The sequence below is a fragment of the Euzebyales bacterium genome, assembly GCA_036374135.1.
Taxonomy (GTDB): Bacteria; Actinomycetota; Nitriliruptoria; order Euzebyales; family JAHELV01; genus JAHELV01.
Window position 1 is genome coordinate 61,683 of the sequence record DASUUK010000074.1, and the last position, 17,976, is coordinate 79,658.

Consider the following 17,976-nt stretch of genomic DNA (forward strand, 5'->3'; position numbering starts at 1 on the left):
GCTGTCGCCAGCACGACGTTCGGTCAGCCGGACGCGGTCGTCGTCGACAGCGCGCCCAGCTGCGCTCGCGTGCGCGTCCCACCAGCACCACACGAACGCCCGACCAGCAGGGTGGCCGGGCGCCGTCGACACCGGTTCGTATGGCGTCACAGACGTGGAGGTGCGGGGAATCGAACCCCGGTCCAGGTGCCTCGTTCAGGGGAGCGCTACGAGCGTAGGTCCCGGTGGATTGTCGGGATCGTCCGGCTCCGGAACCAAGCGGCTGGACGACCGTACGTCACTGAAGGTGTCCCACGGCGCCGGTGACGACGGCGCAGTGGTGAGCCTGGTTGTTGATGTCCGCTCCCTCTCCCCAGGCGGGATCGGGCGGACAGGAGGCCTTGTCAGGCCGCCAGGGCGTAGCTGTTGTCAGCGTCACCTAGTTGTCGCCTGGACAGATTTACGAGTTGACCAGACATACTCGGCTCGCTCTCCCGAGACCGATCGACACCTGTCGAAACCAGTCACCCCCGGGACGAACATTCAGGCTATGCAGTTGTGAAGCACCACCCGGCCATCCTACCGGCACCGGAGTCGACCCGAGCAGGCGAGGGTCGGCGTCAACGGCGCTGCAGGTCGCGCAACGCGCGCTCGACCTGCCGGGCCGCGTCACGTTCCGCGATGGTCTTGCGCTTGTCGTGACGCGTCTTGCCCCGAGCGAGGCCCAGCAGCACCTTGGCCCGCCCGTCCTTCCAGTACAGGCGCATGGGCACCAGCGTGCGCCCCTGTTCCTGGGTGAACTCGGCGAGCGCGTCGATCTCCCGGCGGTTCAGCAGCAGCTTGCGCTGCCGTGTGGGATCGTGGTTGGCGCGGTTGCCGAAGGCGTACTCGGGGATGTGCGCCTGGACCAGCCACGCCTCACCACCGCTTATCGTCGCGAACGCCTGCGCCAGCGATGCCTTGCCGTCACGTAGCGACTTGACCTCGGTGCCGGTCAGGACCAGCCCCGCCTCGACGGTGTCGACGATGTCGTAGTCGTAGCGGGCCCGGCGGTTGACCGCGATCGTCGTGTCCTGGGCCACGCTAGCCCCTCGCGCCGACCAGTTGCTCGAGCTCGTCGATCGCCGCGCGCACCTGGGGGTCGTCAGCCGGCTCGCTCGTGCGGTCCTCGGCGCTCGTGTCGGCCTCGACGTCGGGCTGGACGCCCACGCCCTCGATGGATTCACCCGACGGCGTGAAGTAGCGGGCGGTCGTGAACTTCGCGCCCGAGCCGTCGGACAGCCGGGCGATGGTCTGCACGGTGCCCTTGCCGAACGTGGCCTCGCCGACGATCGGTCCGCGGTCGGTGTCCTGGACCGCGCCCGCCACGATCTCGCTCGCGCTGGCCGAGTGGCCGTCCACGAGCACCACCAGCGGCACCTGCTCGAACGCGTCGTCGACGGCGTCGAACGACTCGCGCTCGCCACCCTGCTTCTCGACGGACACGATCTCGCCGTCCTCGATGAACACGCTGGCGACCGACACCGCTTCGTTCAGCAGGCCGCCCGGGTTCTCGCGGAGGTCGAGCACGATGCCGGACGCCCCGTCGTCGATCAGGCTGCGCACCTCGCGGCGCACCCGGCTCCCGGCGCCCTCGGCGAACTGCAGGAGCCGGACGTAGCCGACGTCGCCGTCGATCATCTCTCCGACCACCAGCGGCAGGTCGAACTCGGCGCGCACGATGTCCACCGTCCGGCGCCCCTGCGCTCCTCCCGCGAGTCCCAGTGAGACCGAGGTGCCCGCCTCGCCCTTGACCTTGGTGACGATCTGTTCGAGATCGTCGCCCGAGACGTCCTCGCCGTCGACCTCGACGATCCGTTCGCCCTCGTCGATCCCGGCGCGTTGCGCCGGGGTGCCCTCGAGCACACTGACGATCACGGGCCCGTCCGGTGAATCGGACAGCAGCAGGCCGACGCCGGAGAAGGTGCCGTCCAGCGTGGCGTTGAACTCGGCGAACTCCTTGGCCTCGAAGAACCTGGCGTACTCGTCGTCGATCTCGTCGAGCATGGCGTCGATCGCAGCGTCCACCAGGGCGTCGCCGTCCGGCGTGTCCACAGCCGAGTCGGTCAATGCCTCGTAGAGCTCGATCACCGGCTCCATGTCGGCGGTCGCTGACCCACTCGTGTCAGATGCGGCGGGATCCGCACGGCTGACCAGCACGTACGCGCCGACACCCGCGACCACCGCGAGCACGATGCCCACGACGGTCGGGATCCACCCTGCGCGCCACCGCGGGCGGGGCGCCTCGAATTCACCAGCCATCGGTACCCAGCCTGCCACGTCCAGCGGCGCCGCAGTGGCAGCCCCCAGGCGCCGGCGACGATGTGCTACAGGTAGCGGACCGGGTCGGTGGTGACGCCGTCGACGCGCACCTCGAAGTGCAGGTGCGGTCCGGTCGACATGCCGGTCGACCCCACGTAGCCGATCACCTGTCCACGCGCGACGCGCGCGCCGGTGGAGACTGCCAGCCGTGACTGGTGGGCGTACAGTGTGGCGAGCCCGCCTCCGTGAGAGATCACGACGGCGTTGCCGTAGCCGCCCATCCAGCCTGCGGACACGACGGCGCCACCCGCGGCGGCCACGATCGGTGTGCCGGTCGACGCGCCGAAGTCCGTGCCGGCGTGCAGCCGACTGTAACCGAGCACCGGGTGGGTGCGGTAGCCGTAGCCCGACGTGATCACGCCGTTGACCGGCCACTGCAACGCGGTGTCCGGGCGCCGCACACCGTCGGCGCGCTGACGGGCCGCGATGCGGGCGAGGCGCTTCTCGATCGCCCGACCCTCGGCCTCGAGATCGTCGATCGCCGCGCGGTAGCGATCGGCACTGGCCTCGAGTCGGGCCAGCAGGGTCCGATGCTCGTGCTCGCGCGCCGCGAGCCGGGCCTCCACCTCACGTCTGCCGGCGACGAGCGCCGCGACATCGTCGCGCTGCTCGGCGCGCTCATGGCGGACCTCGTCGATGACCTGTTTGAGTTCGTCGAGCCGCGCGAGCAGTGCCTCGTACTCACGCTCGAGGGCGGCGATGTCCTCCACCCGGTCCTGCGACGCCGCCATGATCGTCTGCATGTACTGCAGCGAGACGCCGAGCTGGTTGACGGTGTCGATGTCGAGCACCGCCTCGGGGTAGGTGACACCACCGTGCATGTACGAGCGGCGCGTGCGTTGCCGCAGCAGGTCCTGACGCAACGCCAGGTCGCGTCCGGTGGTGTTCAGAGCCTCACGGGTGCGCGCGATCTCACCCTGCGCGCGGCGAAGCGCCGTCTCGGCCTCGACCAGGCGGTCCTCGGCCGTGTCCAGCCGGTCGTCGAGAGCAGCGAGCTCAGCGGCCAGCGCCGTCTGCTCGGCGTCGAGGCGGCGCAGCGTCGCGCGCGTGTGGCGCTGCTCGGCACGCGTCTCGGCGAGGCGGCTGCGCGTCGTTCGGAGCCGTTGCTCGATCTGCTCGCCGCGGCGCTCTGCCTGCTTCCTACGCTGGGTGTCACGATCCGGCGACGCGACCGCCGGTGCCTGCACGAGCAGGCACACGACGACCGACGCTGCGAGCACGCGGGGAAGGTTCGTGCGCACGACCCGGACCATACGGGATCCGCGCGCGCTGACAAAGCATCACCGACGCCGTGGCGACGTGGTGGCGTGGTGGCGTCAGACGTCCAGGAACCGCCGCAGCGACAGGAACGCCGCGATTGCCGCGATCCCGCCGCCGATGAGCACGAGCCAGGGCATCACGGCCAGGACCTGTGGGACGCCGATGAACGGCACGAACTGGATCTGCTCGCGCATGCCCGACACCAGGGTCACCATGCCCACCAGCAGCAGCCCGCCGGCGAGCACCGCACCGGCGACACCGGCTGCGATGCCCTCCAGGATGAAGGGCATCCGGATGTACCAGTTGGTCGCACCGACCAGCTTCATGATGCCGGTCTGGTCACGACGCGCGAAGGCTGTGATGCGGATGGTGTTGGCGATCAGCGCGGCCGCCGCGATCAACTGGAAGATGGCGACCCAGATCGCGCCGCGCCGTACGAGGTTCATCAGCGTGAAGAACCGGTCGAGCGCGTCACGTTGATCGAGCACGCTGTCGACGCCCGGATACTCGACGTACTGCGAGCGCACGATGTCGAAGTTCTCGGGGTTGTTCAGCGACACGCGGAACGACGCCGGCAGATCCTCGGGCTGCAGCGTCTCGAGCAGCGCCTCCTCGCCCGCGAAGATCTGCTTCGCGCGTTCGTAGGCCTCCTGCTTCGACTCGTAGAGGACCGACTCGACCTCGGGGTTGTTGACCAGTTCCTGTTCGAAGTCGGCGCGCTGCTCCTCGGTGACGTTGTCCAGCAGGAAGATCGATACCTCGACCTCCTGATAGAGTAGCGAGCGGGCCAGGTCCACCTGGCTGCGGATCAGCATGCCGACGCCCAGCAGCGCCAGGCTGACCGTCACCGTGACCACGGTCGCCAGCGTCATCAGCAGGTTGCGCTTGAGGCCGAGGCCGACCTCGGCCAGCAGGTACCGCCACCTAGGCGCCATAGCCGTACACCCCTCGACTCTGGTCACGGACGACCTCACCGCGGTGCAGCTCAACCACGCGACGGCGCATCGAGTCGACGATGTGCTGGTCGTGGGTGGCCATCACGACGGTGGTGCCCGTCCGGTTGATGCGGTCCAGCAGCTTCATGATCCCGACGCTGGTGGTCGGGTCCAGGTTTCCCGTCGGCTCGTCGCACAGCAGGATCCGCGGGCGGTTGACGAAGGCCCGCGCAACCGACACACGCTGCTGCTCACCGCCCGACAGCTCATGGGGATAGGCGTCGAACTTGTGGCCCAGCCCGACCAGCTGCAGCACCTCCGGCACCGTGCGGTCGATGAGCGCCTTGGGCTTGCCGATGACCTCGAGTGCGAAGCTGACGTTCTCGAACACCGTCTTGTTGGGCAGCAGCTTGAAGTCCTGGAACACGCAGCCGAGCTCGCGCCGCAGAGACGGCACGCGCCAGTTGCGCAGGTTCCGCAGCCGCTTTCCGGCAACGATGATGTCACCGACGTCGGGCTCCTCATCTTTGATGAGCAGCTTGATGAAGGTGCTCTTCCCCGAGCCGGAGGCGCCGACGAGGAAGACGAACTCACCCTTGGTGATGTTGACCGAGACGTCACGCAGCGCGACGACATCGTTCTTGTACGTCTTGCTGACGTTGTCCAGACGGATCATCAGTGCTCCACCGCCCTGATGTCGGAGAGAGAGGCCGCCACGCGGGACGTGTCGTGTGCAACGGCCGGGTCACCGCATGCTTCGGGGAGCCGGACCCCATGGAGCTCCTGTCCGGCGAAGCTGGTCCGCCGCGTGCTTCGCGGGACCATGCTCCGCGAAGGACGTGTCCGGCGATTCCGGAGATGCGGGCGCAACACAGCTTCGGAGAGTACCAACCGGGTGCGCCGACCGCCGCGACGGAGGGTCATGTCACAGGGACGGAAACCTGCCCGATCGACCACTGGTACGTCACGAAGCGTGCGGGTGGCCGCCGTCAGACGCGTGCCTGCGCCTCGGGCCGGTCCCGGCGCGCCCGCCACTGCAGGTAGGCGTCGATCGCGCCGTCGAGGTCGCCGTCGAGGACCGCCGAGGTGTTGCCTGTCTCGAAGTCGGTCCGGTGGTCCTTGACCATCTGGTAGGGGTGCAGGACGTACGACCGGATCTGACTTCCCCACGCCACGTCGCGCTGCTCGCCGCGCAGGGCGGCCAGCTCCTCCTCGCGCTTGGCACGTTCGAGCTCGGCCAGCTTGGCCTTGAGCAGCGTCATCGCCGTCGCACGGTTCTGCAGCTGGCTCCGCTCGTTCTGGCACGACACGACGATGCCGGTCGGCAGGTGCGTGACGCGCACGGCCGAGTCGGTGGTGTTCACGCCCTGGCCACCGGGGCCCGACGACCGGTACACGTCGATGCGCAGGTCGTCGTCACCGATCGGCACGTCCTCGTCGACTTCTTCCAGCACGGGCACGACGTCGACGCTCGCGAACGCCGTGTGACGGCGGTTCTGCGAGTCGAACGGGCTGATGCGCACCAGGCGGTGCACGCCGCGCTCGGCCTTGAGCAGGCCGTACGCGCGGGTGCCGTGGACCGTAAAGGTGGCGGAGCGGATGCCCGCCTCCTCACCCTCCTGCTCGTCGTGCAGGTCGGCCGTGAATCCCCGGCGCTCGACCCAGCGCAACAGCATCCGCTCGAGCATCTCGGCCCAGTCCTGGGAGTCGGTCCCGCCCGCGCCGGCATGAACGGTCACGATCGCGTCGCGCGCGTCGTGCTCGCCGCCGAGCAGCACGAGGATCTCGAGCCGGGCGAGCTCCTCGCGGATAACGGCGAGGCCAGCGGCGACCTCGGCGGCCGTGCCGTCGTCATCCTCGTCTCGCGCCAGCTCGTTGAGGACCTCGAGGTCCTCGAGCGCCTGGGCGAAGTCGTCGTACGAGCGCAGATCGGCCTCGACAGCCGACAGCTCGGCCATCACCTTCTGGCCGGTGGACGGATCGTCCCAGAGATCCGGTGCGGCTGCCTGCCTGCTCAGCTCCGCCAGCCGGACGCGCTTGCCAGCGATGTCAAAGATACTCCTTGACGTCGTTGAGCTTGGCGCGGTACTCGCGCAGCCGGTCACTGTGGTCGGTGGCCACGGGCAGATCCGCCTTCGTGTCGTGGGAGGTACCCCCGCATGCTAGCGGCGGTCGGCGATCATGCCGACGACCGGCCACATGTCCGTCGCGTCGGACGGGCCGCCGGCGTTACGATCCGTCCATGGCTCAATCGACCGCCTCCGTGCAGACGCCGACCGCCCGACCAGCGATCAGCGACGACGTACGGGCGGTCCACGACGGCGGCAAGCTGGCGGTCGCGCCCACGACGCCCGTGCGTGACAGCCACGACCTCGCGCTGGTCTACACACCTGGCGTCGCACAGGTCTGCTCGGCCATCCACCAGCGTCCGACGTTGGCGCGGTCGCTCACCATCAAGCGCAACAGCGTGGCGGTGGTCAGCGACGGCTCGGCGGTGCTCGGTCTCGGCGACATCGGTCCCGCGGCGGCGATGCCGGTCATGGAGGGCAAGGCGCTGCTGCTCAAGGAGCTCGCGGGCGTCGACGGCTACCCGATCTGCCTCGACGAACGGGACGCCGACCGCATCGTCGACATCGTCGCGGCCATCTCACCGGGGTTCGGCGGCATCAACCTCGAGGACATCAGCGCGCCGCGCTGCTTCGAGATCGAGGGCAAGCTGCGGCGGCGCCTGGACATCCCGGTGTTCCACGACGACCAGCACGGCACCGCGATCGTCGTGCTGGCGGCGCTGCGCAACGCCGCGCGGCTCGTGGGCAAGCAGGTCGGACCACGGCTGCGGGTGGTCGTGCAGGGCATCGGCGCCGCCGGCATCGCCGCATCGGAGCTGCTGCTGGCGGCCGGTGTCCGCGACCTGGTTGGCGTGGACCGCGGCGGGATCGTCACCGCGCGACGCAGCACGGCGCGCGACCCCATCTTCCGTCGGCTCGGCAAGCGGACGAACCCGAGGAACCTGACGGGCCCCGTCGACCGGGCACTCGACGGCGCCGACGTGTTCATCGGCGTGTCAGCGGGCCACACCATCACCGAGGCCCACCTGCGGTTGATGAGCGACGGGGCCATCGTGTTCGCCATGGCCAACCCGGTGCCGGAGATCGAGCCCGAGGTCGCCCGGCGGCACGCGGCCGTCGTCGCCACGGGTCGCAGCGACCATCCGAACCAGATCAACAACGTGCTGTGCTTCCCCGGGCTGTTCCGTGGACTGCTGGACGCCGGCGCGACGCGGGTCTCGACGCGGATGAAGCTGGCGGCAGCCGACGCGATCGCCGCCCTGCTCGACGACGAGGACCTGGCGCCCGAGCACATCATCCCGTCACCGTTCGATCCGAGGGTCGCGCCCGCGGTCGCCGCCGCCGTCGCTGACGTCGCCAGGCGCGAGGGGGCCGTGGTCACGTGACACGGGCTCGCTGAACATGGCGTCGCGCGGTGCCGACGATGTGTCCGGCGCGGCTGCGCGCGCCGCCGTCGTGGCACTGCGGCGCCAGGTCGCGGTGCTGTCCGGCGTCGACGCCCGGGAGCGGCGGTCGCGGGCGGCCTTCCTGGCGGCCCTCGACCGACTGGAACGCCCGCTCGACCAGTACGCCGACACCACCCACGTCACCGCGTCAGCCATCGTCGTCAGCTCCGCCGGTGTCCTGCTGCACCGCCACAAGCGCCTGGGCGTGTGGTTGCAGCCGGGGGGCCACATCGACCCCGGCGAGACGGTCGCGCAGGCGGCATGTCGCGAGGTCGCTGAGGAGACGGGACTGGTCGCGACCCACACCACCGACCCGCCCCGCATCGTCCACGTCGACGTGCACCCGGGCGGACGGGGACACACCCACCTCGACGTGCGGTACCTGCTGTCGGCGCCGCCGGACCCGCCCCGACCACCGCCCGGCGAGAGCCAGGACGTGGCGTGGTTCGACCTGTCCGAGGCGATCGCGCTGGCCGACGCGGGGTTGCGAGGGTTTCTTGTCCGGCGGAGCCGGTCCATCACGTGTCTCGTGAAACCAGGCCCCGCGGAGTTTGTGCGCCACGTCGACGGGCAGGGTCTGCGGGCCACATAGCAGCCCACTGCGCGCCGGTGCATGCTGGATACCGCAGCACAGCGACCACCCCGCAGGTCGGGATGGCGCGCACGGGCTCGGCGATCCGGCACCGCCGGACGTGAGACGTCGGGTACGCGTCAGGCGCAGCGGGGCGAGCCGGGACACACAACATCAGGGGCCTGGTTCCGTGAATGGTGGTGGACCGGCTCCGGCGGACAACAACACCGAGGGGAAACGCCGGTGATCACCTTCGACGCCGTTCGCAAGCAGTACCCGGACGGCACCGTCGCCGTCGACGACCTCGACCTGCAGGTCGAGGAGGGCGAGGTGGTGGTGCTCGTCGGCCCCTCGGGCTGCGGCAAGACGACCACCATGCGGATGGTCAACCGCATGATCGAGCCGACCGAGGGCACGATCACGGTCGACGGCCACGACGTCATGGACACGGACCCGGTCAAGCTGCGCCGCGACATCGGCTACGTCATCCAGCAGATCGGCCTGTTCCCCCATCGCACGACCGCCGAGAACATCGCAACGGTGCCCCAACTGCTGGGTTGGAAGCGTGACCGCATCCGCGACCGCGTCTCCGAGCTGATCGACACCGTGGGTCTGCCTGACGGTGTCGCCGACCGGTACCCGCACCAGTTGTCCGGTGGACAGCGCCAACGTGTCGGCGTCGCGCGCGCGCTCGCGACCGATCCGCCGGTGATGCTGATGGACGAGCCCTTCGGAGCGGTCGACCCGATCGTGCGCGGCCGCCTCCAGGACGAGTTCCTGCGCCTGCAGGCCGACGTCCGCAAGACCATCGTGTTCGTCACCCACGACATCGACGAGGCGATCAAGATGGGCGATCGCATCGCGATCCTGTCCGACGGTGGGGTGCTCGAGCAGTACGAGACGCCGGCGAACACCCTGGCCCACCCCGCGAACGCCTTCGTCGAGGACTTCCTCGGCGACGAACGCGGGCTCAAGCGGCTGTCGCTCGTGCCGGTCAGGGAGGTCACCGCCGACGAGGGCCCTGTCGTGGCGGTGGGCGCCGAGGTCGCACGCGCCCGCGACATCGCGCGTGATGCGGGCACCGACTGGGTGGTCGTCGTCGACGAAGACCGGACGCTGCGCGGCTGGAACTGGCTGGACGACCTGGCCGATCCGGTCGACGGTGCCGTGGCCCGACCGTTCGTGACGCGGGTCGCGGCGACCGATTCGCTGCGGTTGGCGCTGGACGCGCTGGTCAGCTCGTGGACCGGTGTCGCGGTGCGGGTCGGCGACGGCGGTCGGTACGAGGGTCTGCTGACCCGCGAGCTGCTGACCCGCGAGCTGCGCGACGGGCAGGCGGGCGACGGACAACCGGGGGCCGAAGCACCAGGTGCCGGGCCCGCGGGCGATGGCCGGCGACATGACGGGCGGCCAGCCACCGAGCAAGGTGGTGAGGAGCCGGCATGACGCCGCTGCTCGCACAGAGCACCCGTCCGTTCCCCGACTGGACCTGGTTCGACGCGCGCAACGTCGACCGGCTGCAGGAGTTGTTCGTCGAGCACGTCCAGCTGACCGCGCTCGCGTTGTTCTTCGGCCTGCTGATCGCACTTCCGCTGGCGGTCGTGGCCGTGCGCTGGCGCGCGCTGTACGCACCCCTCCTCAACTTCACGGGCGTGCTGTTCACGATCCCGTCGGCGGCGCTGATCATCGCTGTGTTCGCGTTCCTGCCCGTGGAGACGTTCGGCCTGAAGCCGCGCACCTCGGTGCTCGCGCTGACCATCTACACACTGCTCATCCTGTTCCGCAACACGGTCGCCGGACTGGACTCGGTACCGCCTGACGTGACCGAGGCCGCGACGGCGATGGGGTACACCCCCGGCCGCCAGCTGTTGCGCGTCGAGTTCCCCCTGGCGCTGCCCGTCATCATCGCCGGCGTGCGCATCGCAGCCGTCACGACGCTCGGCCTGGTCACGGTGACCGCGTTCATCGGTCAGGGCGGTCTGGGCCAGCTGTTCATCACGGGCTTCCAACGGCGCTACACGATGGAGGTCGCGGTCGGTGTCGTGGCGTCCTTCGCGCTGGCGATCCTGGTCGACCTGGCGCTGGTGGCACTCGAACGTGCGCTGACACCGTGGTCGCAGTCGCGCGGGGCGGCGACATGAACACCGAGCACATCATTCCCTGGCTGCTCGGTCAGGAGTATCCCAACACGGGCGTCGCGGGCGTCCCGACGCTGCTGGTCGAGCACCTGCTCTACGTGATCGTCCCGCTGCTGCTGGCGATCGCGATCGCCCTGCCGATCGGTCTGTGGGTCGGCCACATCAACAAGGGGGGCAACCTGGCGATCAACATCGCCAACGGCGGGCGCGCGATCCCCTCGCTGGGCATCATCATCATCGCGTTCATCGCGTTCAGCGCGGGGTTCATCCCCGTCTACATCACGTTGACGGCGATGGCGATCCCTCCGATCCTCACCAACACCTACGTGGGCGTCCGCGAGGTGGACCCCGAGGTCCGGGACGCGGCCGCGGGGATGGGCCTGTCGGGGTGGGAGATCCTCCGCCACGTCGAGGTGCCCATGGCGATGCCCGTCATCATGGCCGGCATCCGCACGTCGGCCGTCCAGGTGGTGGCCACCGCCACGCTCGCCGCCTACATCGGACTCGGCGGGCTGGGCCGGCCGATCTTCACGGGTCTGGCGATCGGCCCCCAGTTCAACCCGGACGCCAAGACGCTGCTCGTCGTGGCGTGCATCCTGGTTGCGATCCTGGCCGTCGTGACGGAGCAGTTGCTCGGGCTCGTCGAGCGCGCCGTCGTGCCCACCGGTCTGCTGAACAAACGCCAGCAGGAGCAGGGCGGCGCTCCCCCGCGCCCCATGGCCGACGCCGACGCCGGCACCGACGCGGGGCGCGAGTCATCAGAGGAATCCGAGGTCGCCGTCTAGGCTCACCGCATCCGTTCCCAGCCGGAAGGCACATGATCATGAACAGAACGAGAATCGGACGGCTGCTCCTCCTACTGACGTCGTTGGTGCTGCTGCTCGCAGCCTGCGGCGGCGGTGGAGAGGGCGAGGGTCAGGGCGAGGAATCAGGCGCCTCGCCCGAGGCTGCCGGCGGGAGCAGCGAGGCGGCCGCCGAGGACGACGTCGAACGCGGCGAGGTGATCGTCGGCTCCACGAACTTCCCCGAGCAGGAGCTGGTCGCCGAGATGTACTCCCTCGTCCTCGAGGATGCCGGCTACTCGGTCGACAGGCGCTTCCAGCTGGGATCGCGCGAGGTCGTGTTCCCGGCGCTGCAGGGGGGCGAGATCCAGGTGCTGCCCGAGTACATCGGCACGCTGCTGGAGTTCATCAATGGCGGCGCCGGTGAGGCGACGAGCGACGTCGAGGAGACGCTGGGCCTGTTGACCGATCAGCTGCCGGACGGGGTCACCATGCTCGAACCCTCCGAGGCGCAGGACAAGAACGCGCTCGCCGTCACCAGCCAGACCGCTGACGACCTCGGCCTGGCGGCGGTGTCGGATCTCGAGGGTCAGGCCGGCGATCTGGTGCTCGGTGGCCCGCCGGAGTGCCCGCAGCGGCCGCTGTGCCTGCCCGGGTACGAGGAGATGTACGGGTTGGAGTTCGCCAACTTCCAGGCGCTGGACGCCGGCGGCCCGCTGACGACCGAGGCGTTGAACTCGGGTGAGGTCGACGTCGGCCTGGTCTTCTCGACGCAAGGCGCGATCGTCACGAACGACTGGGTGGTTCTCGAGGACGACCAGGGCCTGCAGCCCGCCGAGAACATCACACCGGCCGTGCGCGACGACATCCTCAACGGCGAGGTCGAGGAGCTGCTGAACAACGTGTCGGCCACGCTCACGACCGAGAACGTGACGGCGATGAACGCGCAGATGGAGCAGGGCGACGCGCCTGCCGACGTCGCGCGGGCGTTCCTCGCCGAGCAGGGGCTGCTGGAGGGCGGCGGAGCGACGTCCGACACGTCGGAGTCTGCCGCGGCACCTTCGGAGTCCAGCTCGTAGGCGGACGGCGGTGAGGCAGCGCGGCCGGTGTGACCGGCCGCGCTGGGCGTTCGGAGGACACGATGCGCGATGACGCGGTGTTGCTGCTCGACGGCGGCATGGGACAGGAGCTGTTCCGACGTGGGGTGGCGGCGTCGGACCGGTTGTGGGGGGCACGCGCACTGCTGGACGCCCCCGAGGTGGTGCGCGAGATCCACACCGCGTACCTCGAGGCCGGCGCCGACGTCATCACCACCAACACGTACTCAACGTCGCAGCCCGCCCTCGAACAGTCGGGTGTGGCGGAGAAGTTCGCTTCACTGAACGAGACCGCCGGGCGCTTGGCGGTCGAGGCGCGCGACGCCCACGGCCGTGACGTACTGATCGCCGGGTCGCTGCCGCCCCTGGGCGGGAGCTACCGCCCCGACCAGGTCGGCGACGACCTGTGGATGGTCGACAACTACCGCCGCATGGCCGAGGCGCTGGCGCCGTTCGTCGACCTGCTGATCGCCGAGACGCTGTCGACGTCGGCGGAGGCGCGGGCGGCTGCGAGCGCGGCGGTCAGCGTCGCACGACCGATCTGGATCGGATGGACCGTCGACGCTGATGGCGTCCTTCTGGGAGGCGAGACCGTCACCGAGGCCGCGAACGGCATGAAGGTCCACGGTGTGCTCGCGAACTGCGCGCCCACGGAGGCGGTGAGCCACGCGATGCCCGAGGTGATCGCGACGGGCGCCGAGCGCGTCGGCGGCTACGCCAACGGCTTCACCGGCACGGCCGACGGGCTCGACATCGAGACGGTCGGCCTCGACGAGCTCGGCGAGCGCCCCGACCTCAGCCCGTCGTCCTACGCCGACGTGGTGCGCTCGTGGTTGGACCTGGGCGCCACACTGGTGGGCGGCTGCTGCGACATCGGTCCGGCGCACATCGCCGCGTTGCGCGACACCATCGACGACCCCGCCGCCTGACCGCCACCCCTCACGCGCCCGGGTACAGCAACTCGCCCACGGGCACGGGAGCGTCCAACCCGTTGCCCGGTGGCGCGAGGGGGCAGCTCCAGCGTGGCGAGTAGTGGCACGACGGGTGATACGCGAAGTTGAAGTCGACGATCAGCCGCCCGTCGGCCGTCGATCCCAGGTCGGCTCCCTTGACCGTGTCCAACAGGTACCGTCCGCCGCCATACGTGGTCTCGCCCGCGGTCGCGTCGCGGAAGGGCAGGAACACACCCCCGCCGTATGCGTCCAGCCAGAAGACGTCGAGCGTGCCGATCGGTAGCGTGATCCGGCCGAAGCGCACGAAGTCCATCTCGCCACCGCCGCTGGTGGCGACCGGGTAACGCTGGCGTTCGACGTCGGTGTCGACCGCGACGCTCCACGCGAACGAAGGGTCGTACGCGGCGTGGACCAGCGGCTGTGCGTGGGCCGGGTCGTCCAGCGGCGTCTCGGCGTGCGTCGAGAACAGCCGGTCGCGCGTCGTCGCCCAGTCATCGTGGGCCGCCAGCGGGTCGGTGTCGCGGTTGGCGCGGATCCGGGCATAAAGTTCGGCAACGCGACGACGCCAGTCCAGCAGCGCCAGCTCAGCCATGACGCTCCTCCTCGATCACGTCCAGAAGCCACCGGTCGACGACGCCGACCACCTCGGCGTCGACGTCGCTGCGACTGCGATCATCGCGCACCCGCACGTCGAAGCCGTGGTCGGCACCCGCGACGACGTGGGCGCGGTGCAGTCCATCGGGCAGGTGCCGGCGCCTCGCGTCGTCGAGCCGACCCGCCGGGCACAGCCGGTCGCGGTCGCCGTGGACGAAGAGCACGGGGACGCCGATCTGCGGCCAGTGCCGGGTGCGCCGGGCGTCGGGCGGACCTCCCCGGGGACACAGCGGGTACCCGAGGGCGAGCATGCCGGCGCCGCGGCCCTCCGCCGCCAGCAGGCTGGCGACCCGCCCACCCATCGAGCGTCCCCCGAGCACGATCGGCGTGCCGTACCGTGCCGCCACGGCGTCGGCCACGTCGGCGAAGGCCCGTTGCAGCCGATCAACGCGGTCCGGCGGCCGCCGGCCGGCCTGCCGGTAGGAGAAGTTGAAGGTCGCCGACCGCACGCCGCGTGCCGCGAGCCCGTCCGCCAGCGCCACGAGCGTGCGCTCGCCGAGGTCGCTTCCGGCGCCGTGCGCCAGCAGGACGGCGACGTCGCGGGGCTGCGTCAGCGGCTCCCACACGTGCAGCCGCGTCGACCCGACCGCCTGCGGCGGGGTGATGGGGACCGTGAGCTCGATGGACCGTGGCATCGTGTGTCGGCGTACCTCTCCCCTGTCCGTGGCCGCCAACCGCATCCGTCCGACGGAGGATCGCGATGACGGCCCATGGCCGTGCGGCCGATGCCGACGACGGCCGGGTGGCCGTGGTGCCGCGAGCGAAGGCGCGTCGCCCGGTTCACTCTGGGGTGATGCGCATCCGCAGGCTCCGCGTCGGCACGATGATCGTGCTGGGGGTCCTGCTGTACGTTGCGATCACCTTCGCCCAGGTCTGGGTGGCCGCACATCGCGACGAGGCGCAGCCCGCCGAGGCGATCGTCGTGCTGGGCGCCGCACAGTACAACGGCCGGCCATCGCCCGTCCTCGAGGGACGCCTGCGGCACGTCGTGGACCTGTACGATCGTGGCGTCGCACCGCTGGTGGTCGTGACTGGCGGCGCAGGTGGGGACGACCGCTTCACCGAGGCGTCGGCGTCGGCGTCGTACCTGCACAGGCACGGCGTACCAGGGCCGGCGGTAGAGCGGGAGACGACCGGCGAGACGTCGTACGAGTCGCTGGCGTCGACCGCTCGCTTCCTGCGCGAGCGCAGCATCTCACGCGTGGTGCTGGTGTCGGATCCGTTCCATGCGTTCCGCATCGGTGAGATCGGCGACGAGGTCGGACTGGACGCCACCGTCTCACCAACCCCGTACAGCGCCGTCAGCGGCGAGAGCCAGTGGCCGTTCCTGCTCCGCGAGACCGCCGGCGTCAGCGTCGGCCGGCTCATCGGCTACCGCCGCCTCGACAACCTCCTGGACGGGAGCGGCCGGTGACACCGGGTGCCGCGTCCCAGCGGATCACCGCGCGTGCGATCGGCGTCGGACTGCTGCACGCGCTCGCCGTCGGGTCGGTGTTCGCTGTGTTGCCGGGCACCGGACGACTGGTGACGTCGTCGCGCGGATCCTGACCGCCAGCAACGTCACCGCGTTCGTCGTGACGGCGGCGCCGGCCTCCGCGCCGTCGTCCGGGGCGTCAGCCGCGCCGCTCCGACCCGCCGGGCGATCGCCGGGTACGCGGTCGGATCACGCGCTGCCGCGACCGCCGGGTCCGCCGGGCGGGACATCGCCTGGCGCGGTCGGTCAGCGGCCGATCGAGCGGCCGCTCTGCGAGTTGGCGATGAGATAGACCCCGGCCGCCGCCAACAGGATCTGGATGATCAGCGTCAGCACGCCGCCAAGGCTGAGCGCACCGGCGATCGCCGAGCCGATGAGCGCCGCCACGATGCCGACGACGATCGTCAACCAGATCGCGATGTCCTGCTTGCCCGGGACGACCAGGCGCCCGAGGGCACCGACGACCAGACCGACAATGATCGCGCTGATGATTCCGCCGATGCTCATGATGTCTCCCTGCTGATGGGCGTCTTCCACACGCGTGAAGCCGTGTGGGATGCATGCCCTGTCATGCCCATGAACGGTCGATACACCCGGCCGGGCCGGACTCAACCGAGTCCGTCGGCCCGCCTGACGACGAGCAGCCAGGTCAGCAGGCCCGAGACGGCCACCAGGACGAGCGCCATGACGCTCGCATCGGTCCAGAACGCGTCCTCGGTCGCGCTCCAGATGCGCGTCGCCAGCGTGGCAAATCCTGCCGGCGCCAGCAGGAGCGTCGCCGGCAGCTCCTTCGCCACCGACAGCAGCACCAGCCCGCCGCCGGCCATCACGGACGGGCGCACCAGGGGCAGTTCGATCGTCAGGAGCCGGCGCAGGCGCCGGGCGCCGAGCAGGCGCGCCGCGTCACTGAGGCTGTCGGGCAGGGCCGCGACACCGACGCTCACACTGCGCAGCGCCTGCGCCCCGAAGTGGATGACGTAGGCGACGATCAACAGTGGCGTGGTCTGGTACAGCGCCGCGAGCAGCCCTCCGCCGCCCAGAGCGATCGTCACCAGCGCCAGCGCGAGCACGAGGCCCGGCACCGCGAAGCCGAGCACCACGACGGCGTTCACGGTCGCGGCAGCGACACCGCGGTACCGGGCCACCAGGAACGCCAACGGCAGCGCGACGAGCACCGCGACCGCCGCCGCCGACAGGCTGACGACCGCCGTGTTCGCGGTCAGCTGGACCAGCTCACCGAGGTCGGGGCGCTCGGTCTGGGCCGTCAGGCCCCGCAGCACCCAGTAGGCGAGCACGAGCAGCGGCGCGACCAACCCGATGCCCACGACCGCGCCCGACGCCATCACCGCCGCTGCCCGCCATCGGCGCAAGGGCACCTGCAGCGGGACGACACCGTGCGCCGATGCCTGCGGATCCCGGCGGACGGCACGCTCGCCGACGACGACGATCAGCGCGAGCGCGCTGAGCTGCAACGCGGCCGGTAGCGCGATCTGCCGGTCGAGCTGGTTGGCGAAGATCACCCGCGTGAGCGTGTCGTAGCGCAGCAGTTGCACGGCGCCGAAATCGCTGAGCACGTAGAGGAACACCAACAATGAGCCCGCCGCGACGGCCGCGCCGACCTGGGGCAGCACCAGGCGTCGGAATGTGACGAGCGGGCCGGACCCCAGCAACCGCGCCGACTCCTCGTGGGACGGTGGCATCCCACGCAGCCGTGCGGCGACGGGCAGGTACACGTACGGATAGGTCAACGCGGTCAGCACGGTGAAGGCGGCCCAGAACCCCTCGACGCGCGGGAACGTCACGGTGGCGAGCGGCGACAGCGCCTGTGTCACCAGCCCGCCGGTCGCGAACGCGGCCTGCAGGCAGAAGGCACCGATGTAGGAGGGGATGGCCAGCGGCAGCGCGAACAGCACGGCCCACAGGCGCCGGGCCGGCAGGTCGCTGCGCACGGCGAGCCACGCGGCGGCCGTGCCGACGACCGCCGTGGCGGCCGCCACCGTCGACGCCAGCAGCAGGCTGCGGCCCGCCGGCGCCAGGCTGTCCGCGTCGAAGCGCAGCCCCACGTCGATGGCGCGTACGACGACCACGACCAACGGCAGCACGAAGACCAGACTGATCGCCGCACAGGTCGCGACCAGTGGCCACGGCGGCCGCGTCGCACGTCGGGGAGGACGACCGTTCCCGACCTCGGACCCGTCGGTCGGTCCCAGCGCAGCGGTGGACGACCCCGGTGACGTCATGGCCGCACGGGACCGCCG

The 17,976-nt window shown here is 70.5% G+C and carries 19 protein-coding genes and 1 other RNA gene; 9 read left to right on the forward strand and 11 right to left on the reverse strand.

Features of this window, described 5'->3' with window-relative positions; genetic code table 11:
• Window positions 1-152: 152 nt before the first annotated feature.
• The 7 genes from ssrA to prfB form a co-directional block, all read right to left on the reverse strand.
• Window positions 153-511, reverse strand: a transfer-messenger RNA (tmRNA) gene (gene ssrA / locus VFZ70_12620).
• An 88-nt stretch (window positions 512-599) separates the two neighbouring features.
• Window positions 600-1,061 carry an SsrA-binding protein SmpB gene (gene smpB, locus VFZ70_12625; protein HEX6256641.1) on the reverse strand — a complete coding sequence of 154 codons (462 nt, stop codon included), beginning with the start codon at window positions 1,059-1,061 and terminating at the stop codon, window positions 600-602.
• A 1-nt stretch (window position 1,062) separates the two neighbouring features.
• Window positions 1,063-2,280, reverse strand: coding sequence for a S41 family peptidase (locus VFZ70_12630; protein HEX6256642.1), 1,218 nt, complete (start codon window positions 2,278-2,280; stop codon window positions 1,063-1,065).
• A gap of 65 nt (window positions 2,281-2,345) precedes the next feature.
• Complete coding sequence (locus VFZ70_12635) at window positions 2,346-3,593, reverse strand: peptidoglycan DD-metalloendopeptidase family protein (GenBank protein ID HEX6256643.1); 1,248 nt, start codon at window positions 3,591-3,593, stop codon at window positions 2,346-2,348.
• Window positions 3,594-3,656: 63 nt separating this feature from the next.
• Window positions 3,657-4,535, reverse strand: a complete 879-nt coding sequence (gene ftsX, locus VFZ70_12640) for a permease-like cell division protein FtsX (GenBank protein HEX6256644.1) — start codon at window positions 4,533-4,535, stop codon at window positions 3,657-3,659.
• Window positions 4,525-5,211, reverse strand: coding sequence for a cell division ATP-binding protein FtsE (ftsE, locus tag VFZ70_12645; protein ID HEX6256645.1), 687 nt, complete (start codon window positions 5,209-5,211; stop codon window positions 4,525-4,527). The genes ftsX and ftsE overlap by 11 nt, the downstream gene beginning before the upstream one ends.
• Before the next feature lie 313 nt (window positions 5,212-5,524).
• A complete protein-coding gene (gene prfB, locus VFZ70_12650) occupies window positions 5,525-6,640 on the reverse strand; it encodes a peptide chain release factor 2 (GenBank protein HEX6256646.1) in 1,116 nt (371 codons plus the stop codon).
• A gap of 137 nt (window positions 6,641-6,777) precedes the next feature.
• On the opposite strand from prfB, the gene VFZ70_12655 reads away from it, so the two are divergent.
• The 7 genes from VFZ70_12655 (at window position 6,778) to VFZ70_12685 (ending at window position 13,566) form a co-directional block, all read left to right on the forward strand.
• The gene (locus VFZ70_12655) at window positions 6,778-7,989 is read left to right on the forward strand and encodes an NADP-dependent malic enzyme (protein HEX6256647.1); all 1,212 of its coding nucleotides are present in this window, start codon (window positions 6,778-6,780) and stop codon (window positions 7,987-7,989) included.
• 16 nt (window positions 7,990-8,005) lie between these two features.
• A complete protein-coding gene (locus VFZ70_12660) occupies window positions 8,006-8,641 on the forward strand; it encodes an NUDIX domain-containing protein (GenBank protein HEX6256648.1) in 636 nt (211 codons plus the stop codon).
• A 222-nt stretch (window positions 8,642-8,863) separates the two neighbouring features.
• Window positions 8,864-10,066, forward strand: a complete 1,203-nt coding sequence (locus tag VFZ70_12665; GenBank protein ID HEX6256649.1) for an ABC transporter ATP-binding protein — start codon at window positions 8,864-8,866, stop codon at window positions 10,064-10,066.
• On the forward strand, window positions 10,063-10,761 hold the full coding sequence (locus tag VFZ70_12670) for an ABC transporter permease (protein ID HEX6256650.1): 699 nt from the start codon (window positions 10,063-10,065) through the stop codon (window positions 10,759-10,761). Before VFZ70_12665 ends, VFZ70_12670 begins: the two co-directional genes overlap by 4 nt.
• The gene (locus VFZ70_12675; GenBank protein ID HEX6256651.1) at window positions 10,758-11,543 is read left to right on the forward strand and encodes an ABC transporter permease; all 786 of its coding nucleotides are present in this window, start codon (window positions 10,758-10,760) and stop codon (window positions 11,541-11,543) included. The genes VFZ70_12670 and VFZ70_12675 overlap by 4 nt, the downstream gene beginning before the upstream one ends.
• A gap of 38 nt (window positions 11,544-11,581) precedes the next feature.
• Window positions 11,582-12,619 carry an ABC transporter substrate-binding protein gene (locus VFZ70_12680; GenBank protein ID HEX6256652.1) on the forward strand — a complete coding sequence of 346 codons (1,038 nt, stop codon included), beginning with the start codon at window positions 11,582-11,584 and terminating at the stop codon, window positions 12,617-12,619.
• Between the two features lie 62 nt (window positions 12,620-12,681).
• On the forward strand, window positions 12,682-13,566 hold the full coding sequence (locus VFZ70_12685) for a homocysteine S-methyltransferase family protein (GenBank protein ID HEX6256653.1): 885 nt from the start codon (window positions 12,682-12,684) through the stop codon (window positions 13,564-13,566).
• 10 nt (window positions 13,567-13,576) lie between these two features.
• Here the strand turns inward: VFZ70_12685 and VFZ70_12690 are convergent, their stop codons facing one another.
• Together VFZ70_12690 and VFZ70_12695 are read right to left on the reverse strand one after the other, a co-directional pair.
• A complete protein-coding gene (locus VFZ70_12690; GenBank protein HEX6256654.1) occupies window positions 13,577-14,182 on the reverse strand; it encodes a DUF1684 domain-containing protein in 606 nt (201 codons plus the stop codon).
• Complete coding sequence (locus tag VFZ70_12695) at window positions 14,175-14,879, reverse strand: alpha/beta family hydrolase (protein ID HEX6256655.1); 705 nt, start codon at window positions 14,877-14,879, stop codon at window positions 14,175-14,177. Before VFZ70_12695 ends, VFZ70_12690 begins: the two co-directional genes overlap by 8 nt.
• Before the next feature lie 65 nt (window positions 14,880-14,944).
• Here VFZ70_12695 and VFZ70_12700 point away from each other — a divergent pair, with 65 nt between their 5' ends.
• Window positions 14,945-15,658, forward strand: coding sequence for a YdcF family protein (locus tag VFZ70_12700; protein ID HEX6256656.1), 714 nt, complete (start codon window positions 14,945-14,947; stop codon window positions 15,656-15,658).
• Window positions 15,655-15,792, forward strand: coding sequence for a hypothetical protein (locus VFZ70_12705; protein ID HEX6256657.1), 138 nt, complete (start codon window positions 15,655-15,657; stop codon window positions 15,790-15,792). Before VFZ70_12700 ends, VFZ70_12705 begins: the two co-directional genes overlap by 4 nt.
• A 172-nt stretch (window positions 15,793-15,964) precedes the next feature.
• Here the strand turns inward: VFZ70_12705 and VFZ70_12710 are convergent, their stop codons facing one another.
• Window positions 15,965-16,225, reverse strand: a complete 261-nt coding sequence (locus VFZ70_12710) for a hypothetical protein (GenBank protein ID HEX6256658.1) — start codon at window positions 16,223-16,225, stop codon at window positions 15,965-15,967.
• Window positions 16,226-16,326: 101 nt separating this feature from the next.
• Window positions 16,327-17,958 carry an ABC transporter permease subunit gene (locus VFZ70_12715; protein HEX6256659.1) on the reverse strand — a complete coding sequence of 544 codons (1,632 nt, stop codon included), beginning with the start codon at window positions 17,956-17,958 and terminating at the stop codon, window positions 16,327-16,329.
• Between the last annotated feature and the right edge of the window lie 18 nt (window positions 17,959-17,976).